The following is an 18976-nucleotide window of genomic DNA, read 5'->3' on the forward strand; positions in this document are numbered from 1 at the left end:
CCCGGCCGCGGCGGACCCTAGTCGGCCGGGTCGTCCTCGACGATCTCGGCGTCGATGATCTCCGACTCGACGATCTCCGCGTCGACGATCTCCGCGCCGATGGTTCCGTTCTCCTCCGCCGACCGGGCGGTGTTGGCCGCCGCGCCCAGTTCCAGGATGGCCGGCAGCGTCAGCTCCCCGTACCGCCGGTTCATCGCGGTGACCAGCGCCTCCGGGTCGTGCGGGTGCTCGGCCAGCAGCCGGTCGAAGTCCTGCAGGTACTCGCCGGTGAAGGCGAGCACCCGGGCCGTGTCGTCGCCCTGGTCGGGGGCCCGGTGCCCGGCGATCACCCGGTCCGCGCCGAGGTCGGCGATCCGGCCGAGGTTGTGCCCCCAGGTGGTGCGCTGGGCCGGGGTGGTGTCGGCGGTCCAGACGTGGGTGCCGTTGTAGACGAAGTCCCCGGCGATCACGGTCCGGATGCTCGGCACGTGGACGACCGTGGAGTTCCCGCAGTCGCCCTGGCCGAGCAGCAGGACGGGGATCACCTGGCGGTCCAGCATGAGCGGCTGCGGCAGCAGCGGGGCGGGGATCAGCGGGTGGTCCGGGATGTCGTCGCCGTACACCGGCTTCCACTGCGCGACCTTGGCGGCGGCGGTGCGCCGGATGCCCTCGACCACCGCCGGCGCGGCCAGCAGCCGTGCGTCGGGGAAGAGCTTCAGCACCTCCTCGGCGCCGAAGTAGTGGTCGGGGTGCTGGTGGGTGACCACGATGGCGAGGAGCCGGCGGCCCTTGCCGGCGATCCACTCGGCCAGTTCGCGTCCGGCGCTGCGGGTGAGCTGGGCGTCCACCAGGATCGCGGCCTGCTCGCCGAGGATCAGCGCGGAGGTGGCGAAGAAGGCCGACTCGGGGCCGGTGAAGACGGCGACCTCCAGCGGCCGGGCGGGCCGCTCGGCCTCCGGGAACGCTGCGGGTGAGGTGTCCGCGGGCTCCGCGCCGGCGCTCTCCTCGGGCGGGGACGACGTCACGGGCTGCTCCCTCTGCACGGCGGTCGGATTTCCTGCGCCCTCAGCATGGGAGTACCGGTGCCCGATTCCACGGAAGGCGCGCCCGGCTGGGCGCGCCATCCGGCTCACGTCACGCCGTGGCTCAGGCGGCGAGCTCCTTGGCCCGGCGGGCGGCCTGCTCCAGGGCCCGGGCCTTGGACTCGGCGGCGTTCGGGATGAACTCGGCCAGCGCCGGGACGACCGGGGCCATGGTGAACTCCGGGACGATGAAGTCGACCTCCAGGCCGAGCGCGGTCAGCACCTTCTCCAGGTAGGTGGTGACGAACTCGAACGGCTCGCGCGGGGCGCCGGGCGCGTACGAGCCGCCACGGGAGGCGACCACGGTGACCGGGGTGCCCTTGGCGGAAGGCGCCTCGCCGGCGGTGCGGCCGACCAGGATCACCTGGTCCAGCCAGGCCTTGAGGGTCGACGGGATCGTGAAGTTGTACATCGGGCTGCCGATCAGCACGGCGTCGGCCCGCTCCAGCTCGCCCATCAGCTCCTCGCGCAGCGCGAAGGCGGCGGCCTGTTCGGCGCTGTGGGTCTCGGCCGGGGCGAATCCGGCACTGATGCCGTGCACGTCCAGGTGCGGGATCGGGTCGGCGGCGAGGTCGTGGTAGATCACCGTGCCCTCGGGGTGCTGGGCCTGCCAGGCGGCCCGGAAGGCGGCGGTGACCTCGCGGGAGACGGAGCCGTCGGCGACCGCGGAGGAGTCGATGTGCAGAAGCGTGGGCATGGCTGACCTCCAGAGAATTAGTAGCTGCTGTTTTCGCTGCAGCTGCAAGTAAGGTAGCAGCTTACTTTTCTGCAGTCACTAGTGACGGTCGAGTACGCTGGATCCATGGCCCAGCACGAGGTAGTCACCGACGGAGCCCCGACCGCCACCGACGCGTGCGACGTCGCGGCCCACGGCGCCTGCCAGAACATCGACCTGGCCCTCGGCCGGGTGTTCACCCTGCTCGGCAAGCGCTGGACCGGCATGCTGCTGGGCGTGCTCAACAACAGCGGCCCGGCCTACTTCTCCGAACTGCGCCGCGCCGTCCCGGGCATCAGCGAGCGGATGCTCTCCGACCGGCTGACCGAGTTGGCCGAGGCCGGGCTGCTGGTCCGCGAGGTCGACGCCGGCCCGCCGCTGCGAGTCAGCTACCGGCTCACCGAGAGCGGCGTCGCGCTCAAGCCCGCCCTCCACGAACTGGCCGTCTGGGCCGACCGCCACCTGCCCGAGAGCGCCCTCAAGAGCGGCGGCTGCTGACCCTCGGGGCCGTCCGCCCCCGGACGTCCCGCCCCTGGAGATTCCGTCCCCGGACATGCGGAAGGGCCCGCCTGCTGTCACCAGCAGACGGGCCCTTCACCCGAGCGAATCGGTCAGTCGTTCAGCGCTTCTTCGCACCGCGCAGCCGGGCCAGCCGGTCGGCGAGACCCCAGGAGGTCACCCGCCACAGCGCCTCGACCACGATGCTGCGGCTCATCTTGGACGCGCCCAGCTCGCGCTCGACGAAGGTGATCGGCACCTCGGCGACCTTGAACCCGGCCTTCACCGTGCGCCAGGCCAGGTCGACCTGGAAGCAGTACCCGGCCGAGGCGACCTCGTCCATGCCCAGGCCCAGCAGGGTCTCCTTGCGGAACGCCCGGTAGCCGCCGGTGACGTCCTTGATCGGCACGCCCAGCATCAGCCGGGAGTACGTCGAGCCGCCGCGCGAGAGCAGCAGCCGCGACTTCGGCCAGTTCACCACCCGGCCGCCCGGCACCCAGCGCGAGCCCAGCACCAGGTCGGCGCCGCGCAGCGCGCCCAGCAGCCGGTCCAGCTCCTCGGGCTGGTGCGAGCCGTCCGCGTCCATCTCGACCAGGACGTCGTAACCGTTGTCGATGCCCCAGCGGAAGCCCGCGAGGTAGGCGGCGCCCAGGCCCTCCTTGCCCTTGCGGTGCATGACGTGCACGTGGGGGTCCTCGACGGCCAGCTTGTCGGCGAGCTCACCGGTGCCGTCGGGGCTGTTGTCGTCGGCGACCAGGACGTGCGCCTCGGGCACCGCGGCACGGACCCGGCCGACGATCCGCTCGACGTTCTCCGCCTCGTTGTAGGTCGGGATGATCACCAGGACCCTGCCGAGATCAGCAAAACTCTGCTGGTTCACGGTCACGTACAAACCTCTCGGCCGATGGCGGGGAATCTCAGAACACCGTCGCCCGCACTCTGGAACGCGGCTCCACCGGCAGCCCTCCGGCGGGGTGACCACGATGGAGAACTGCGCGCAGGGCGGAGACTACTGCGTCCTGGCATCCTACTACCGCGCCCGGGAACCACCGGTCCGACCACGGCACTCCCACCTGACGCCCACCGTTTCCCCGTGGGTGACACCGTTCGGCTAGGGTCGATGCCCTTGCCCGTGCCCGGACCGCCCGCACCGCCGGGCCCGCCCCCGGCGATCCGGCACACCCGCCAGACAGCGAAGGAGTAGGACCGCGCGCATGGACAGGCTCGTCAACACCGTCCGCCCGTACGCCTGGGGGTCGCTCACGGCCCTGCCCGAGCTGCTCGGGCAGCAGCCGACCGGGGAACCGCAGGCCGAGCTGTGGATGGGCGCCCACCCCGGCGACCCGTCCCGCGCCGACCGCGGGGACGGCCCGCGCCGGCTGGACGAACTGATCGCGGCCGACCCCGAGGGCGAGCTGGGCGCCGCGAGCGTGGCCCGGTTCGGCCCGACCCTGCCGTTCCTCTTCAAGGTCCTCGCCGCGGGCACCCCGCTGTCCATCCAGGCCCACCCCACGCTCGACCAGGCCCGCGCCGGCTTCGCCGCCGAGAACGCCCTCGGCATCCCGCTGGACGCCCCCGAGCGCAGCTACCGCGACGCCAACCACAAGCCCGAAATGGTCTGCGCGCTGGGCGAGTTCGAGGGCCTGTGCGGCTTCCGCCGGCCCGCCGAGGCGGCCGAGCTGATGGCCCGGCTCGGGGTGCCCGGACTGGACCCGCTGATCGACCTGCTGTGCGTCGAGGACGAGTCCGAGGCGCTGCGCGGCACGCTGGCCGCCATCCTCACCATGGACGACGAGACCGCCCGGAAGACCGTCCGGGAGACCGCCGAGGTGCTGGCGGAGTGCGACGCCCGCGATCCGGACTGGTACTACGCGCCGTACGCCCGGATCGCCGAGGACTTCCCGGACGACCGCGGCCTGATCGCCGGCATGCTGCTCAACCACTTCCGGCTGCGGGCCGGCGAGGCGCTCTACCTGGGCGCCGGGGTGCCGCACGCCTACCTGTCCGGCGTCTGCGTCGAACTGCAGGCCAACTCCGACAACGTGCTGCGGGCCGGCCTCACGCCGAAGCACATCGACGTGCCGGAGCTGCTGAAGGTCGTGGTCTTCGAGGCCGGCGACCCCGAGGTGCCGGCCCCCGTCCCGGTCGAGGCCACCCCGGGCGAGGAGCTCTACCCCGTCCCGATCGACGAGTTCCGGCTGTCCCGCTTCGCGCTGGACGGCGTCGAGCGCGCGATCGACGGCCGCACCCCGCAGATCCTGCTCTGCACCGAGGGCAGCGCCCGCCTCACCGCCACCGACGGCACCGTCCTGGACCTCGCCCGCGGCCAGTCCGCCTTCGTCCCCGCCACCGGCACCGCGACCCGCCTCTCCGGCACCGGCACCACGCTCTTCCGCGCCACCGTCACCGTCTGAGTAACCGTCTGAACCACCCTCCGGCCGCCCCGGCCGCCCCGGCCGGGGTGGTCGTGGCGGCCGCCGTCCGTCTCGCGAAGGTGTCGGAGCCTTCGGGGACGTCCGAGCCGGGGCTTCGTCAGGCTCCGCCCGGTGGGTCGGGTGTGCGTTGCGGGGGTGCCTCCCAGGTGGCGGTGGTGTCGCGGGCGACGTCGTGCAGGAGGTCGACGAGCTTGTCCGCGAGGGGGGTGAGGCCGGCGTCGGACTTGGTCACGGCGTAGATCTGGCGGTAGGGCCTGGGCCGGGCCAGTTCGCGGTGGGTGGTGCCGGGGGCGTGGGTCAGGGCCAGGCGGGAGACCAGGGCCACGGCGATACCGGTGCCGACGAGGGCCTGGGCGACATCGTAGGACTCCGTCTCGAACCGCACGGTGGGAGCGAAGCCGGCCTCGCGGGCGGCGTCGTGGAACTGTTCGCGGGCGGCGTGGCCGGCCAGGATGGACACCCACGACTCGTCGCGCAGCTGCTCCAGGCGGAGTCTGGTGTCCGCGGGCTGTCCGGTGGCCAGTGGGTGGTCGTCGGGCAGGACCACCACCATCGGGTCCAGCAGGAGCGGGTGGGCTCGTACCTGCGGGGGCGGTGCGAGTGGCTTGCCCCAGGACGCGACGAGGGCCACGTCCAGGTGCCCCGCGCTGATCTCGTCCGCTCCGAGTCCGGAGACCACGTCCACGACGGACACGTCGGCGTCCGGATGGCGGTGCCGCAGAGCCGTCAGGGCCGGCGGGAGGAGGTGCAGGGCAGCCGCCTGGAACGTACCGATCCGCAGGCGCAGCGAGAGGTGGCCGAGCAGTGCGGCCAGTTCCGTCTCGGCCTTGTCCGAGGCCTCCTCCACAGTGCGGCCGTGGGAGGCGAGCAGCGCGCCGGCCGGGGTGAGCGTTGCTCCGCGAGGACCACGGACGACCAGCGGCACCTGCCAGTCGCGCTCGGCCCTGGCCACCTGCTGGGTGATCGCCGCGGGTGTGAGCCGGAGCGCGTGGGCCGCTGCCGTCAGGGAGCCGTGGCGCTCGATCAATGCGAGAAGCCGCAGCTGTCCCGGGTCCACCACCATTCACCGATCTTAACGCTGCACCAATCGCTCTCAACTTCTCTTAGGACTGCCTGGGAGGAAGCCTGGCGTGCACCCGTCGACCGCAATCCCGGAAGGGCTCGTTGCCCATGCCCACGCACGTGCCCGTTCTCATCGCCACCACGCTGCTGCTGGCGATGCTGCCCGGCGCCAGCCAGGCCCTGATGATCCGCCAGGTCCTGGAAGGCGGCCGACACACGCTCCGAGGCACGCTCGCGGGCGACGCCACCGGCTTCCTGCTGTGGTCCACGGCCGCTGCGGCCGGGCTGTCCGCCGTTCTGGTGAAGCACTCCCCCGGAACCGCGCCGAAGCAGAGCTCGAACCCGGGTCAGTCCCGGGTCATGTCGACGAAGCGCGAGTAGTGGCCCTGGAAGGCCACCGTGATGGTCGCGGTCGGACCGTTACGGTGCTTGGCGACGATCAGGTCGGCCTCGCCGGCGCGCGGGGACTCCTTCTCGTAGGCGTCCTCGCGGTGCAGCAGGATGACCATGTCGGCGTCCTGCTCGATCGAGCCCGACTCACGCAGGTCCGAGACCATCGGCCGCTTGTCGGTGCGCTGCTCGGGGCCACGGTTCAGCTGGGAGAGCGCGATGACGGGGACTTCCAGCTCCTTGGCCAGCAGCTTGAGGTTTCGGGACATGTCCGAGACCTCCTGCTGGCGGTTCTCGGCCCGGCGGGAGCCGCCGGACTGCATCAGCTGGAGGTAGTCGATGACGACCAGCTTGATGTCGTTGCGCTGCTTGAGCCGGCGGCACTTGGCGCGGATCTCCATCATCGACAGGTTCGGCGAATCGTCGATGAACAGCGGCGCCTCGCTGACGTCGGGCATCCGGCGGGCGACCCTCGTCCAGTCGTCGTCCGTCATGTTCCCGGAGCGCATGTGGTGCAGCGCCACCCGGGCCTCGGCGGAGAGCAGACGCATGGCGATCTCGTTGCGCCCCATTTCGAGCGAGAAGATCACGCTCGGCAGCTTGTTCTGGATCGAGCAGGCCCGGGCGAAGTCCAGCGCGAGGGTGGACTTACCCATGGCGGGGCGGGCCGCGATGACGATCATCTGGCCGGGGTGCAGGCCGTTGGTGAGCGCGTCGAAGTCGGCGAAGCCGGTCGGCACGCCGGACATCTGGCCCTGCCGGGAGCCGATCGCCTCGATCTCGTCGAGGGCGCCCTCCATGATGTCGGCGAGCGGCGCGTAGTCCTCGTTGGTGCGCTGTTCGGTGACGGCGTAGATCTCCGCCTGGGCGGCGTTGACGATCTCGTCGACGTCGCCCTCGGCCGCGTAGCCCATGCCGGCGATCCGGGTGCCCGCCTCGACCAGGCGGCGCAGCACGGCCCGCTCGTGGACGATCTGGGCGTAGTACTCGGCGTTGGCCGCGGTCGGGACGGAGTTGACCAGGGTGTGCAGGTACGAGGCGCCCCCGACCCGCTGCAGCTCGCCGCGCTTGGTCAGCTCGCCGGCCACGGTGATCGGGTCGGCCGGCTCGCCCCGGGCGTAGAGGTCGAGGATCGCGCCGTGGACCATCTCGTGCGCGGGCCGGTAGTAGTCGGCGGGCTTGAGCACCTCGACCACGTCGGCGATGGCGTCCTTGGAGAGCAGCATGCCGCCGAGGACGGACTGCTCGGCGGCGAGGTCCTGCGGGGGGACGCGCTCGAAGCCGTCCACGCCGCCTTCGCCGTCGCCCTCGCCACGGCGCTGCCAGCCGCCCTCCCGCTGGCCGCCCTCGCGCGAGGAGCCGTTCCGGCCGCCCTTGCCGCCCTGGGAGCCGCCCTTCTGGAAGCCGTCGCGGCCGCCGCCCTTGCCACCCTGGCCGCCGCGGCTGTGGGAGACCGGGAGCCGGTCGCCGGGGCCGTCCGGGAAGGGCGCGTCATCGAAGGCGGTGGCCGGGAAGGGGTCCTCTGCGGTCTGCCAGTCCTCCTCCGGCGGCGGGGCGTCGTGGTCGTCGTACTGGGGGCCGGTCACGCGTGTTCCCCGATCAGCGAGTGGTGCGAGTTTGGAGCGGGCTTGCCGGTGGCTGGGTGGATCGGATCCGCTCCTCTTTGTACGCCACGGCCCCGACAAATCGGACGCCGGGGCGGTGGGAGTGTCGGGCGGAGAGCCCACGCTAAGGCGCCGGACGGCCTTGCGCCAAGGCGGTTATCCACAGGGGGTGTGGATGAGCGGCCCCGACCTGTGGAGAACTGCCGCAAAGCTGTGGACACCCCTGTGGACGTCCCTGTGGATAACCAGACGATCGATCCACCGTCAACTTGCTGACCTGGGATTACCCCTTCCGAGGCCTGTGCATGAGAAATTCTTCACACACCTCCGAACGGCTGTGGGCACGGAGCGTGCGAACAGCGTCGCTCAGGACTTCGAGTAATGGTCACGACCCACTGTCATCAATTACCTGTGGATGAGTAGCCTGGAGCCCATGACCGCCTCGCCGCCCAACGACACATCGTCGGCCCCCGACCGGCGCCGGCACGACCGGGAGATCCTCGCCCTGGCCGTCCCGGCCTTCGGCGCACTGGTCGCCGAGCCGCTCTTCCTGATGGCCGACTCGGCGATCGTCGGCCACCTCGGCACCCCCCAGCTGGCCGGGGTGGGCGTCGCCTCCGCCGCGCTCACCACCGCGACCGGCGTGTTCGTCTTCCTCGCCTACGCCACCACCGCGGCAGTCGCCCGCCGGATCGGGGCCGGGGACCGCCGGGGCGCCGTGCAGCAGGGCATCGACGGCATCTGGCTCGCCCTCAGCCTGGCCGTCCCGGTGGTCCTGCTGACCGTGCTGGCGGCTCCCTGGGTGGCCGACGTCCTGGGTGCCTCGCCGACCGCCGCGCCCTACGCAGTGACGTATCTGCGGATCAGCTCCCTGGGCATCCCGGCGATGCTCATGGTGCTGGCCGCCACCGGCGTGCTGCGCGGACTCCAGGACACCCGGACGCCCCTGCTGGTGGCCGTCGCGGGCTTCACCGCCAACATCGGCCTGAACGTCGGTCTGGTGTACGGCGCCGGCCTCGGGGTGGCCGGTTCGGCCTGGGGCACCGTGCTCGCGCAGACCGCGATGGCCGCCGTCTACCTGGTCGTGGTGGTCCGCGGCGCCCGCCGGGAGCGGGCCTCACTGCGGCCGGACGCGACGGGCATCCAGGCCTGCGCCAAGGCCGGCGGCCCGCTGCTGGTCCGGACGATCAGCCTGCGCGCGGTGCTGATGATCGCGACCGCGGTGGCCGCCCGGCTGGGCGACGACCAGGTGGCCGCGCACCAGATCACCATGACGCTGTTCAGCTTCCTGGCGTTCGCGCTGGACGCCATCGCGATCGCCGGCCAGGCCATCATCGGCCGCTACCTGGGCGCCTCGGACGTCCCGGGTGCCAGGGCCGCCACCCGGCGGATGGTCGAGTGGGGCGTCGGTTCCGGGGTGGTGCTCGGCCTGCTGGTGGTCGCCGCCCGCCCGCTGTACGTCCCGCTGTTCACGCCCGATCCGGCCGTCCGGGCGCAGCTGGACACCGCCCTGCTGCTGCTGGCGCTGAGCCAGCCGGTCGCCGGCCTGGTCTTCGTGCTGGACGGGGTGCTGATGGGAGCCGGGGACGGCCCGTACCTGGCCTGGGCGGCGCTCGCGACCCTGGCGGTGTTCGCCCCGGCGGCCTTCGCCGTCCCGGCCAACGGCGCCGGGCTGGCTGGGCTCTGGTGGGCGATGAACCTGTTCATGCTGGTCCGCGCCGCCTTCCTGGTCTGGCGCGCCCGTGGCGGCAAGTGGCTGGTCACCGGGGCCGTGCGCGGGTAGCCCGCGCGCCCGGGAACGACCGAGGGCCGGACTCCCGGAGGAGTCCGGCCCTCAGGCCACTGCGGGGGGAACTCAGGCAGCGACGACCGCGATGTCCAGGTTGGCCTGGACGTCGGAGTGCAGCTTGACCGAGATCTTGTGGGTGCCCACGGTCTTGATCGGCGAGGCGATCGCGACAGCGCGCTTGTCCACAGCCGGGCCGCCGGCGGCCTTGATGGCCTCGACGACGTCGGCCTGGGTCACCGAGCCGAACAGACGGCCGGCCTCACCCGAACGGACGGCCAGCTTGACCTGGACGCCCTCCAGCTTGCCCTTGACCTCGTTGGCGGCCTCGAGGGTCTGGATCGCGTGGATCTTGCGGGCGCGACGGATGGCGTCGACGTCCTTCTGGCCGCCCTTGGTCCAGCGGATGGCGAAGCCACGCGGGACCAGGTAGTTGCGGGCGTAGCCGTCCTTGACCTCGACGACCTCGCCGGCGGAGCCGAGACCCGGCACCTCGTGCGTGAGGATGATCTTCATTACTTGGTCACCCTCTCTTAGCGCGCGGTGCTGGTGTAGGGCAGCAGCGCCATCTCACGGCTGTTCTTCACGGCCGTGGCGACGTCACGCTGGTGCTGGGTGCAGTTGCCGGTGACCCGGCGGGCACGGATCTTTCCGCGGTCGGAGATGTACTTCCGCAGCAGGTTCGTGTCCTTGTAGTCAACGTAGTTGACCTTGTCCTTGCAGAAGACGCAAACCTTCTTCTTCGGCTTGCGAGCAGGCGGCTTCGCCATTGTGTGCTCCATTTGGGGTTCACGGCCCGGCCGGCGTCCGGGGACGCCTGCGGCCGGGCCGCACGAAATCTGTCAGCTCTTAGAACGGGGGCTCTTCCGAGAAGCCGCCGCCACCGCCGGACGGGGCGCCCCAGCTGCCGCCCTGGTTTCCACCGGACGGGGCGCTGGAGGCCCAGGGGTCCTCGGAGGGGCCGGACTGGCCACCGGAGTTACCACCCCAGTTGCCGCCCTGCTGGCCGCCACCGCCGCCCCAGTTGCCACCGCCCTGGCCGCCGCCCTGCTGGCCGCCGAAGCCGCCACCGGGGCCGCCAGGACCGCCGGAGCGGTTGGCCCGGGTGACCTTGGCGGTCGCCGAGCGCAGGCTCGGGCCGACTTCGTCGACCTCGACCTCGAAGACCGTCCGCTTCTCGCCTTCCTTGGTCTCGTAAGACCGCTGGCGCAGTCGGCCCTGCACGATGACGCGCATGCCGCGCTGCAGCGACTCGGCCACGTTCTCCGCCGGCTGCCGCCAGACGTTGCACGTGAGGAAGAGGCTCTCGCCGTCCTTCCACTCGTTCGTCTGACGGTCGAAGGTGCGGGGGGTGGACGCGATGCGGAACTTCGCGACCGCCGCACCCGACGGGGTGAAGCGCAGCTCGGGGTCGTCGACGAGATTGCCGACGAGGGTGATGACGGTCTCGCCTGCCATGGTGGTGATGACCTCTCGGGAAGATGTCCGTTCACCGCTGTTTCACGTGAAACAGCGGACGCGAGCTACCCGAGACCCGAAGGCCTCAGAGGTGGCTCAGTGGGTGTCCGGGCGCAGGACCTTGGTCCGCAGAACCGACTCGCTCAGGCCCATCTGGCGGTCGAGCTCCTTGACGACCTCAGGCGTGGCCTTGAGGTCGATGACCGAGTAGATGCCCTCGGACTGCTTGTTGATCTCGTAAGCCAGACGGCGACGACCCCAGGTGTCGACCTTCTCCACCTTGCCGCCGCCGTTGCGGACGACAGTGAGGAAGTTCTCGATCAGGGGGGCGACAGCGCGCTCCTCGACCGAGGGGTCGAGGATGACCATCAGCTCGTAGTGACGCATGAGTAACCCACCTCCTTTGGACTCAGCGGCCACGGTCTCTCCGTGGCAGGAGGGTTGTGCGTAGCGTCGGCACCGGCGCGGTGACGACTCCGGCCCACCGTAGCGGCCGGGTCCGACAATCGGCCCCCGTCCACCCCGGAGGGGTGTCGCCCGAAAGAGGGCGCAAGGGGGCACAACTACACCAGTGCAGACGGCACAGCCTACCCGCACCCGGACGGCCGAACAAAACGCATAGGGGTTGTGAGACCGACCCAACCGCCGCAATCTGGACGGAACGGGATTCCTGCCCGTTCGTCTCCACGCCAGGAGGTGGGACTCATGGCCCAGTCCGTCCACCGCATGCCCGCGCTCACGCTGAACACCGACGGCCACCCGCACCCCCGCGAGAACACCCTGGTGGCGCTCACCGCCGTCCTGGGCGTCATCGCCTTCACCACCTCGTTCTTCCACAACCTGCATCTGATGACCTCGTGGACCGGCCTGGCCGGCATCATCACGGGGCTCTGGGGGATGTTCGTCTCGGTCACCACCGCCGAGCGCTTCGTCCTGATGATCACGCTCGGCGCCTCCGCGGTCGGCTTCTACCTCGGCATCGCCCGGGGCGGCCTCTGGGGCTGAGCCGCCGCCTCCGGGGCCGGACCGCCCCGGCCCCTCCGGAACCCTCGGCGCCCCCGCCGCGTATCTGCAAGAGGACAGGTACCCGACGGGGGCGCCGTCGTGCCCGCCGCGACGGGGGCACCGAGGGCCCCGGACGGTAGGGTCAGCCCGAGAACCCGGGGCCCACCGCAGCCCGACCGACGAGGAGCACCGAGCAATGAGCCTGCGCCTGAGGACGATCACCCGCGAGGAGCACCTCGCCTTCATCAGGAGCCGCGCCTCGGCCAGCCACATGCAGGTGCCGTCGTGGGGCGACGTCAAGGCCGAGTGGCGGTCCGAGTCGATCGGCTGGTTCGACGACGCCGACCAGCTCGTCGGCGCCGGCCTGGTCCTCTACCGCCAGCTGCCGAAGCTCAAGCGCTACCTCGCCTACCTGCCCGAGGGCCCGGTCATCGACTGGTTCGACCGCGACCTCGACCGCTGGCTCTCCCCGATGCTGGCGCACCTGAAGTCGCAGGGCGCGTTCTCGGTGAAGATGGGCCCGCCGGTGGTCATCCGCCGCTGGAACGCCCCCACCATCAAGGAGGCCATCGCCGCCAAGCAGGCCAAGCGCCTGCGCGACGTCGAGGCCGACTGGTACGAGGCGCGCGCCTTCGAGGTGGCCGACCGGCTGCGCAAGGCCGGCTGGCTGCAGGGCGAGGACGGCGGCGCCGGCTTCGGCGACGTCCAGCCGCGCTACGTCTTCCAGGTGCCGCTGGCCAACCGCTCGCTGGACGACATCCACAAGAACTTCAACCAGCTCTGGCGCCGCAACATCAAGAAGGCCGAGAAGAGCGGCGTCGAGGTGTTCCAGGGCGGCTACGACGAGCTGCCGATCTTCCACCAGCTCTACCTGGTCACCGCCGAGCGCGACCGCTTCACCCCGCGCCCGCTGTCCTACTTCCAGCGGATGTGGAAGGCCCTCACCGCCGAGGACCCGAACCGCATGCGGCTCTACATCGCCTACCACGAGGGCGAGCCGCTGGCCGCCACCACGATGCTCGTGGTCGGTGAGCACGTCTGGTACTCCTACGGCGCCTCGGCCAACCACAAGCGCGAGGTCAAGCCGTCCAACGCCATCCAGTGGCGGATGATGCGCGACTCCTACGCCCTCGGCGGCGGTGTGTACGACCTGCGCGGCATCAGTGACACCCTGGACGAGAACGACCACCTGTTCGGCCTGATCCAGTTCAAGGTCGGCACCGGCGGCCAGGCTGCCGAGTACCTCGGCGAGTGGGACTTCCCGCTCAACAAGCTGCTGCACAAGGCCCTCGACCTCTACATGTCCCGCCGCTGAGGAGGCTGACCCGATGACGCTGTCGCTCTACCTCGACACCGAACGCTGGCGCACCCACCAGCGCTCCGTCCTCGCCGAGTTCCCCGGCCTGGTGCCGGTCGCCAAGGGGAACGGCTACGGCCTGGGCAACCACCGGCTGGCCGAGGAGGCGACGCTGCTGGGCACCGGTGTGCTCGCCGTCGGTACCGCGTACGAGGCGGCCGACGCCGCCGAGTGGTACGGCGGCGAGCTGCTGGTGCTCACCCCGTACCGGGTCGGCGAGGAGGTCCTCCCGATGCCGCACGCCCGGGTGATCCGCACGGTCGCGGGCGTGGACGCCCTGCGGACGCTGCACGGCACCCGGGTGGTGCTGGAGTGCATGACCACCATGCGCCGCCACGGTGTGAGCGCCGCCGACCTGAGCACCGTCGCCGCCGAGCTCGAGGGCGTCAGCTTCGAGGGCCTGGCGCTGCACCTGCCGATGGACCGGCCGGACGGCTCCAGCCCGGTCGAGGAGGTCGCGTACTGGGTGGACACCGCCCGTGCGGCCGGCATCCCGGTCCACACCGTGTTCGTCAGCCACCTCGGCGCGGCCGGCATGGAGCAGCTCGCCCAGCGCTACCCGGAGACCGTCTTCCGGGCCCGGATCGGCACCCGGCTCTGGCTGGGCGACCACGCCGCGTTGGAGGTCCGGGCCACCGTCCTGGACGTCACCCCGGTGAAGAAGGGCGACCGCTACGGCTACCGCCAGCACCCGGCGCCCGCCGACGGCCACATCCTGGTGGTCGCCGGCGGCACCGCGCACGGCATCGGCCTGGAGGCGCCCAAGTACGTGCAGAGCATGGCCTCGCGGGCCAAGGGCATCGCCCGGGCCGGTCTGGCGACGGTCAACAAGACCAAGTCGCCGTTCCACTGGGCCGGCAAGCAGCTCTGGTTCGCCGAGCCGCCGCACATGCAGGTCTCGCTGCTGTTCCTGGACGGCGAGACCGGGGCCCCCGCGATCGGCGAGGAGCTCGGTCTCCAGGTCCGTCACACCACCACGCACTTCGACCGCGTGGTGGACCGCTAGCAGCGGGACGGGTCACGGCTTCTCGGCCGGCTCCGACAGTTCCGGCTCACCGAGCCACTGCTCGGGGCCGGCCGGCGCGTACGCGGCGTAGGTCTCCTCCTCGCGCAGCCGCCGGGCGGTGCCCAGCACGAACACGTCCGGGGCGTGGTCGAGCACCCCGCCGGAGGGGTCGTCGCTGCCGTCCCAGCGGACCGGGTCGCGGTCCGGGTAGAGGACGTCGCGGACGACGAGGGCGACCAGGTAGAGCGTGCCGATCAGGTGCAGCGCGATCGCGAAGTGGTACCAGGCCTCGCCGATCCCGTGCTGCTTGGGCCCCGTGACGAAGCCCAGGTGGGACCAGATGCCCAGGGTGTAGAGCACCTCGCAGGCCTGCCAGACCAGGAAGTCCCGCCAGCGCGGCCGGGCCAGCGCCGCGAGCGGCAGCAGCCAGAGCGCGTACTGCGGCGAGTACACCTTGTTGACCAGCACGAACAGTGCGACGACCAGGAAGGCCAGCTGCGCGAAGCGCGGGCGGCGCGGCGCCGAGAGGCCGAGCCGCGCCAGGGCCAGGCAGCCCAGCACCATCAGCACACCGATGTAGAGGTCGAGGTCGGCCAGCCCGACGCCGCGGGTCTGCATCAGGATCAGCCAGAACGAGCCGTAGTCCTCGCCGCGGTGCTTGCTGAACACGTAGAAGGTCGACCAGCCCTGCCAGTTGGCGAGCATGATCGGCAGGTTGACCAGCAGCCAGGAGCCCACCGCGCCGCCGAGCATCACCCGGAACTCGCGCCACTTGCCGGCCCGCCAGCAGAGCACCAGCAGCGGGCCGATCAGCAGCACCGGGTAGAGCTTGGCGGCGGTGGCCAGGCCGATGAAGACGCCGGCCCAGCCCGGCCGGGAGCGGGCCCACCAGGCCATCGCCACGGCGGCCAGGGCGACCGCGAGCAGGTCCCAGTTGACCGTGCCGTTGAGCAGCAGGACGGGCGCGAGCGCGAACAGCAGCGCGTCCCAGGGGCGGCGGCGGTGGGTGCGGGTGAGCGCCACGGCCGCGACCACCGCGCAGGCCATCAGCAGCCCGGCGTTGATCGCCCAGAACCACTGCTCCTGGCTCTGCTGGTTGCCCCCGCCGGGCGTCAGCCAGGCCGCGACCTGCATGAACAGGCCGGTCAGCACCGGGTACTCGAGGTACTGCAGGTCCCCCGACGAGCCCGGGATGCGGTCCACGTACGGGTGCAGTCCGGCCGCGAAGCCGCGTCCGGAGAACAGGTGCGGGATGTCGCTGTAGCAGGAGTGGATGTACTGCGGCGAGCCCGGCTGGAACCAGGCCTGCTCGTAGCAGGGCAGCTTCTGCGCCATGCCGAGCACCGAGACCACGATCACCGCGAGCGCCAGGAAGCGCGCCGGGATCCACCAGGAGACACCGAGCAGTGCCCGGCGCCCGGGCGGCCCGCCGATCACCTCGCTGCCGGCCGCCGCCACCGGGTCCTCGTCGGCCGGAACGACCACGGTGTCGGGCAGCGGCGCGGCCGTGGCGACGGCTGCCGGGGTGGGCCCTGCGGCGGCGCCGGGCCCGGCCGGTCCGGCGGTTTCGTCACGATCGCTCGACGTCATGCCGGACATCCTGCCGCACCATCCGCGCCGGGACGAGGAGGACCCCGCAACGGTCTGCGGAGGTCCGCGGGCGGCCGGGTCCGCGAAACCCGACGAAAACGGCGGTGGCGGCCCTCCGAGGAGGACCGCCACCGCCGTCGGCGCTTCACGTCGGGGGTGCTACCCCCCGACGGGCGGGGCGCCGGTGGACGTCGGCGTCGGCTTGCCGGTCGGCTTGCCGCCGCCACCCGGTGTGGAGCTGTCGGTGGGCGTCGGCTGCTGCGTCGGGCAGCCGATCACCGGGAGGCAGCTGTTGGTCGGGTGCGGGGTCTTGGTCTTCGTCGCGGTCGGCTGCGGGTCGCCGGGGCAGTCCACGCCCGGCACGCAGTTCAGGGTGGGCTGCGGCGGCAGGGGCTGGGTGGGCTGCGCCGGCGGCTGGGTCTGCGTCGGGGCCGCCGGGCTGTCGCTCATGGTCGGCGTCGGCACGGGCGTGGCCGTGGACGGCGCACCGGAGGAGTCGACCTCGGTGCCGACCGGCTGCGGGGTCGGGAAGTCCAGCTTCTTCTCGTTGGCCAGCGCGACCTTCATGTACCGGGTGAAGACATCGGTCGGGATGTCACCACCGTGGATGGACTCCTTGCCGCCGGTGCCGTTGAGCGACTGCCGCTCGTGCTTGTTCGGGTCCTCGCGCCACATCGCGACGCTGGTCACCAGCTGCGGGGTGTAGCCGACCCACCAGGCCGACTTGTTCTGGTCGGTGGTACCGGTCTTGCCCGCGACCGGGCGGCCCAGGTCCTTGGTCTTGGTACCGGTACCCTTCGCCGCCACGTTCACCAGCACGTCGGTGACGTTGTCGGCGACCGTCGGCTCCAGCGCGACCTTGGCGTCCTTCTTGCCGAAGCCCGGGCGATCCACGCCGTTCAGCTCGACCTTGGTGACCGAGTACGGCTCGGACTCCTTGCCGCTGGCCGCCAGGGTGCCGTAGGCGGTAGCCATCCGGATCGGGCTGATGGTGGAGGTGCCGAGCGGGAAGGTCGCGGTCTTCGGGTCCGCGAGGCTCTCCTTCTTGACACCCATCTGCACCGCGATGTCGGCCACGTTCTGGCCGCCGACGTCCTGGTTGAGCTGGACGAAGGGCACGTTGTACGAGTACTGCATGGCCTGCCGCAGCGAGACGTAGCCGTGCTTGCTGGCGTCCTCGTTCTTCTGGTGGTACGGCTTGCCGTCGTCGCCGATCACCAGCGAGCCGTCCGGCTTGCGGATCTCGGACATGTCGTCGGCCAGGTAGCGGCTGTCGGCGTTGATCCGCTTCGGCTTGCCGTCGTCGCCCTTCGCGGTCTGCACGCCGACCTGCATCGCGGTGGCCAGCACGAAGGGCTTGAAGGTCGAGCCGACCTGGACGCCGGAGGCGTCGGCGTTGTTGTCGAAGTGTCCGTTCTCCACGCCGTCACCGCCGTAGAGGGCGATGATCGCGCCGTCGCTGGGGCGGATGCTGGCGGAGCCGAACTGGATGTTGGTGTCGTTGTCCGGGCGCTTCTGCGGGTTGAGGTTCTCCGCCTTGACGTCGTCCACGGCCTTCTTCAGGGCGTCGACCTTGTCCTTCTCGAAGGTCGTGTAGATCTTCAGGCCGCCCTTGTCGATCACCTGCTGGGTGATCGTCTTGTCGTTGTTCATGACGTACTTGTTGGCGGTGTCGACCAGGTAGCTGATCTCACCGTTCATGTTGGAGCTGGGCTTCAGCGGGATCGGATCCGGGAAGGCACTGCACTTGGCCCGCTCCTCGGCGGTGACGGCCTTGGTCTTCACCATGTTGTCGAGGATCCAGGACCAACGCCCCTGGGCCCGGTCCTTGTTGGCCGGGTTGGTGGGGTCGTAGTACGCCGCGCCCTTGAGCAGGCCCGCCAGCATGGCGCTCTGACAGAGGTTGAGGTCCTTGGCGTCCACCCCGTAGTAAGCCTGGGCGGCGGCCTGGGCCCCGTTCGCGCCGCGACCGAACCAGCTGGTGTTCAGGTAGCCCTTGAGGATCTCGGGCTTCCCCTTCTGCTGGTTGATCTTCAGCGTGATGAAGAACTCCTTCACCTTGCGGCTGAGGGTCTGCTCCTGGCTCAGGTAGGCGTTCTTCACGTACTGCTGGGTGATGGTCGAGGCGCCCTGGGTCTCACCTCCCTTCGCCATGTTGTAGACGGCGCGGAGCATGCCCTTGGGGTCGATGCCGCTGTCGGTGCGGAAGTCCTGGTTCTCCGCCGCGATCACGGCGTTCTGCAGGTTGGGGCTGATGTCGGAGAGCTCGACGATCTGACGGTTCGTCTGGCCCTTGCGGGTCATCTCGGAGCCGTCGGACCAGTAGTAGATCGTGTTCTGGCCCTGCACCAGCTTGTTCAGCTCCGGGACCTCGGTGGTCTGGTACAGGTAGAACACCAGGCCCACGAAGCAGCCGAAGACGAGCAGGAAGCCGCTCAGCCACTGCTTCCAGGACGGCAGCCAGCGCCGGACCCCGGTCTTGCCGAACCGCGGGTAGTCGATGAAGCGCTTCTTGCCGGGCCCGGAAGCCGCGGCGGCACCGCTCCGGCCGCCCCCCTTGTCCTTCTTCTGCCCGGCCTTGCGCATCTCCGCACGGGTCATCCGGGGCTGCCGGGCGGTCTCCCGAACGCCCGGCGGGCGCCGGCGCCCGATCCCGTCCGAGTTCAACTCGTCGGGACCCGGCCCTCCCCGACGGCCGCCGCCTCCCGGGGGCTGCTGCCCGTCACCGCCCGGGTCGGGCGTCCTTCGCCGTCGTTCGCTCATCTTCCAGCCACTCCTCGCCAGGCGTCTCCAGCCTGAAGGCAGGGGTTCACGTCCGATGCCCGCAAACCGCCCTAACCCCGGAGGTGGTCTTCGTGCACACGCGACAGCGTACGCAGCACAGAAATACAACTAATCGGGCATCAGTCGCCAATAACCGCAAAACGGCGACAGATCATTACACGGCCGTTGCCAACCTCACCCGCGCGTCGGCTTGTGATCACATTCACGCGTGCCCCCCTTGCCCGT

The 18976-nt window shown here is 71.0% G+C and carries 18 protein-coding genes; 7 read left to right on the forward strand and 11 right to left on the reverse strand.

Features of this window, described 5'->3' with window-relative positions:
* Positions 1 to 17 precede the first annotated feature (17 nt).
* Together ACZ52R_RS02275 and ACZ52R_RS02280 are read right to left on the reverse strand one after the other, a co-directional pair.
* Positions 18 to 1004: an MBL fold metallo-hydrolase gene (locus tag ACZ52R_RS02275; protein ID WP_465615398.1), complete on the reverse strand. Its 987-nt coding sequence runs from the start codon at positions 1002 to 1004 to the stop codon at positions 18 to 20.
* 121 nt (positions 1005 to 1125) lie between these two features.
* A complete protein-coding gene (locus tag ACZ52R_RS02280; RefSeq protein WP_465615400.1) occupies positions 1126 to 1758 on the reverse strand; it encodes an FMN-dependent NADH-azoreductase in 633 nt (210 codons plus the stop codon).
* Positions 1759 to 1863: 105 nt separating this feature from the next.
* Between ACZ52R_RS02280 and ACZ52R_RS02285 the strand changes: the two genes are divergently transcribed.
* Positions 1864 to 2274, forward strand: a complete 411-nt coding sequence (locus ACZ52R_RS02285) for a winged helix-turn-helix transcriptional regulator (RefSeq protein ID WP_465615402.1) — start codon at positions 1864 to 1866, stop codon at positions 2272 to 2274.
* A gap of 121 nt (positions 2275 to 2395) precedes the next feature.
* Here ACZ52R_RS02285 and ACZ52R_RS02290 read toward each other — a convergent pair whose 3' ends face one another.
* Entirely contained in the window at positions 2396 to 3160 is a 765-nt protein-coding gene (locus ACZ52R_RS02290; protein WP_360502449.1) for a polyprenol monophosphomannose synthase, read from the reverse strand.
* A gap of 328 nt (positions 3161 to 3488) precedes the next feature.
* On the opposite strand from ACZ52R_RS02290, the gene manA reads away from it, so the two are divergent.
* Positions 3489 to 4688 carry a mannose-6-phosphate isomerase, class I gene (manA, locus tag ACZ52R_RS02295; protein ID WP_465615404.1) on the forward strand — a complete coding sequence of 400 codons (1200 nt, stop codon included), beginning with the start codon at positions 3489 to 3491 and terminating at the stop codon, positions 4686 to 4688.
* Between the two features lie 118 nt (positions 4689 to 4806).
* On the opposite strand, the gene ACZ52R_RS02300 is transcribed toward manA, so the two are convergent.
* Positions 4807 to 5772 (reverse strand): LysR family transcriptional regulator, encoded by a 966-nt coding sequence (locus ACZ52R_RS02300; RefSeq protein ID WP_465661577.1) that lies wholly within the window; start codon positions 5770 to 5772, stop codon positions 4807 to 4809.
* 107 nt (positions 5773 to 5879) lie between these two features.
* On the opposite strand from ACZ52R_RS02300, the gene ACZ52R_RS02305 reads away from it, so the two are divergent.
* Positions 5880 to 6152 carry a hypothetical protein gene (locus ACZ52R_RS02305; protein WP_465661579.1) on the forward strand — a complete coding sequence of 91 codons (273 nt, stop codon included), beginning with the start codon at positions 5880 to 5882 and terminating at the stop codon, positions 6150 to 6152.
* Here ACZ52R_RS02305 and dnaB read toward each other — a convergent pair.
* On the reverse strand, positions 6119 to 7747 hold the full coding sequence (gene dnaB, locus ACZ52R_RS02310; RefSeq protein ID WP_465615410.1) for a replicative DNA helicase: 1629 nt from the start codon (positions 7745 to 7747) through the stop codon (positions 6119 to 6121). The two genes, ACZ52R_RS02305 and dnaB, sit on opposite strands and share 34 nt — an antisense overlap.
* Positions 7748 to 8198: 451 nt before the next feature.
* On the opposite strand from dnaB, the gene ACZ52R_RS02315 reads away from it, so the two are divergent.
* Complete coding sequence (locus ACZ52R_RS02315; protein WP_465752521.1) at positions 8199 to 9548, forward strand: MATE family efflux transporter; 1350 nt, start codon at positions 8199 to 8201, stop codon at positions 9546 to 9548.
* Positions 9549 to 9620: 72 nt separating this feature from the next.
* On the opposite strand, the gene rplI is transcribed toward ACZ52R_RS02315, so the two are convergent.
* The 4 genes from rplI to rpsF all read right to left on the reverse strand — a co-directional run bounded on the left by rplI (position 9621) and on the right by rpsF (position 11396).
* The gene (rplI, locus tag ACZ52R_RS02320; protein WP_360502462.1) at positions 9621 to 10067 is read right to left on the reverse strand and encodes a 50S ribosomal protein L9; all 447 of its coding nucleotides are present in this window, start codon (positions 10065 to 10067) and stop codon (positions 9621 to 9623) included.
* A gap of 17 nt (positions 10068 to 10084) precedes the next feature.
* A complete protein-coding gene (gene rpsR / locus ACZ52R_RS02325) occupies positions 10085 to 10321 on the reverse strand; it encodes a 30S ribosomal protein S18 (protein WP_030059640.1) in 237 nt (78 codons plus the stop codon).
* Positions 10322 to 10400: 79 nt separating this feature from the next.
* Positions 10401 to 11009: a single-stranded DNA-binding protein gene (locus ACZ52R_RS02330; protein ID WP_360502464.1), complete on the reverse strand. Its 609-nt coding sequence runs from the start codon at positions 11007 to 11009 to the stop codon at positions 10401 to 10403.
* A 96-nt stretch (positions 11010 to 11105) separates the two neighbouring features.
* Positions 11106 to 11396, reverse strand: coding sequence for a 30S ribosomal protein S6 (rpsF, locus tag ACZ52R_RS02335; RefSeq protein WP_360502466.1), 291 nt, complete (start codon positions 11394 to 11396; stop codon positions 11106 to 11108).
* Positions 11397 to 11714: 318 nt separating this feature from the next.
* Between rpsF and ACZ52R_RS02340 the strand changes: the two genes are divergently transcribed.
* From ACZ52R_RS02340 to ACZ52R_RS02350, 3 genes are all read left to right on the forward strand, one after another.
* Positions 11715 to 12014: a hypothetical protein gene (locus tag ACZ52R_RS02340; RefSeq protein WP_360502469.1), complete on the forward strand. Its 300-nt coding sequence runs from the start codon at positions 11715 to 11717 to the stop codon at positions 12012 to 12014.
* Between the two features lie 196 nt (positions 12015 to 12210).
* Positions 12211 to 13329 (forward strand): lipid II:glycine glycyltransferase FemX, encoded by a 1119-nt coding sequence (locus tag ACZ52R_RS02345; protein WP_360502471.1) that lies wholly within the window; start codon positions 12211 to 12213, stop codon positions 13327 to 13329.
* 13 nt (positions 13330 to 13342) lie between these two features.
* On the forward strand, positions 13343 to 14377 hold the full coding sequence (locus tag ACZ52R_RS02350; protein WP_360502474.1) for an alanine racemase: 1035 nt from the start codon (positions 13343 to 13345) through the stop codon (positions 14375 to 14377).
* A 12-nt stretch (positions 14378 to 14389) separates the two neighbouring features.
* On the opposite strand, the gene ACZ52R_RS02355 is transcribed toward ACZ52R_RS02350, so the two are convergent.
* Complete coding sequence (locus tag ACZ52R_RS02355; RefSeq protein ID WP_465615416.1) at positions 14390 to 15967, reverse strand: glycosyltransferase family 87 protein; 1578 nt, start codon at positions 15965 to 15967, stop codon at positions 14390 to 14392.
* A gap of 159 nt (positions 15968 to 16126) precedes the next feature.
* Positions 16127 to 18568, reverse strand: coding sequence for a transglycosylase domain-containing protein (locus tag ACZ52R_RS02360; RefSeq protein WP_465615418.1), 2442 nt, complete (start codon positions 18566 to 18568; stop codon positions 16127 to 16129).
* Positions 18569 to 18976: the final 408 nt, after the last annotated feature.

Source organism: Kitasatospora sp. NPDC034023 (assembly GCF_055575795.1).

Excerpts from the sequence above, each read along its gene's own strand:
- ACZ52R_RS02280 (WP_465615400.1), bottom strand. The coding sequence starts at position 1,758 with ATGCCCACGCTTCTGCACATCGACTCCTCCGCGGTCGCCGACGGCTCC.
- ACZ52R_RS02285 (WP_465615402.1), top strand. The coding sequence starts at position 1,864 with ATGGCCCAGCACGAGGTAGTCACCGACGGAGCCCCGACCGCCACCGAC.
- manA (WP_465615404.1), top strand. The coding sequence starts at position 3,489 with ATGGACAGGCTCGTCAACACCGTCCGCCCGTACGCCTGGGGGTCGCTC.
- ACZ52R_RS02300 (WP_465661577.1), bottom strand. The coding sequence starts at position 5,772 with ATGGTGGTGGACCCGGGACAGCTGCGGCTTCTCGCATTGATCGAGCGC.
- ACZ52R_RS02305 (WP_465661579.1), top strand. The coding sequence starts at position 5,880 with ATGCCCACGCACGTGCCCGTTCTCATCGCCACCACGCTGCTGCTGGCG.
- ACZ52R_RS02315 (WP_465752521.1), top strand. The coding sequence starts at position 8,199 with ATGACCGCCTCGCCGCCCAACGACACATCGTCGGCCCCCGACCGGCGC.
- rplI (WP_360502462.1), bottom strand. The coding sequence starts at position 10,067 with ATGAAGATCATCCTCACGCACGAGGTGCCGGGTCTCGGCTCCGCCGGC.
- rpsR (WP_030059640.1), bottom strand. The coding sequence starts at position 10,321 with ATGGCGAAGCCGCCTGCTCGCAAGCCGAAGAAGAAGGTTTGCGTCTTC.
- ACZ52R_RS02330 (WP_360502464.1), bottom strand. The coding sequence starts at position 11,009 with ATGGCAGGCGAGACCGTCATCACCCTCGTCGGCAATCTCGTCGACGAC.
- rpsF (WP_360502466.1), bottom strand. The coding sequence starts at position 11,396 with ATGCGTCACTACGAGCTGATGGTCATCCTCGACCCCTCGGTCGAGGAG.
- ACZ52R_RS02340 (WP_360502469.1), top strand. The coding sequence starts at position 11,715 with ATGGCCCAGTCCGTCCACCGCATGCCCGCGCTCACGCTGAACACCGAC.
- ACZ52R_RS02345 (WP_360502471.1), top strand. The coding sequence starts at position 12,211 with ATGAGCCTGCGCCTGAGGACGATCACCCGCGAGGAGCACCTCGCCTTC.
- ACZ52R_RS02350 (WP_360502474.1), top strand. The coding sequence starts at position 13,343 with ATGACGCTGTCGCTCTACCTCGACACCGAACGCTGGCGCACCCACCAG.
- ACZ52R_RS02355 (WP_465615416.1), bottom strand. The coding sequence starts at position 15,967 with ATGACGTCGAGCGATCGTGACGAAACCGCCGGACCGGCCGGGCCCGGC.
- ACZ52R_RS02360 (WP_465615418.1), bottom strand. The coding sequence starts at position 18,568 with ATGACCCGTGCGGAGATGCGCAAGGCCGGGCAGAAGAAGGACAAGGGG.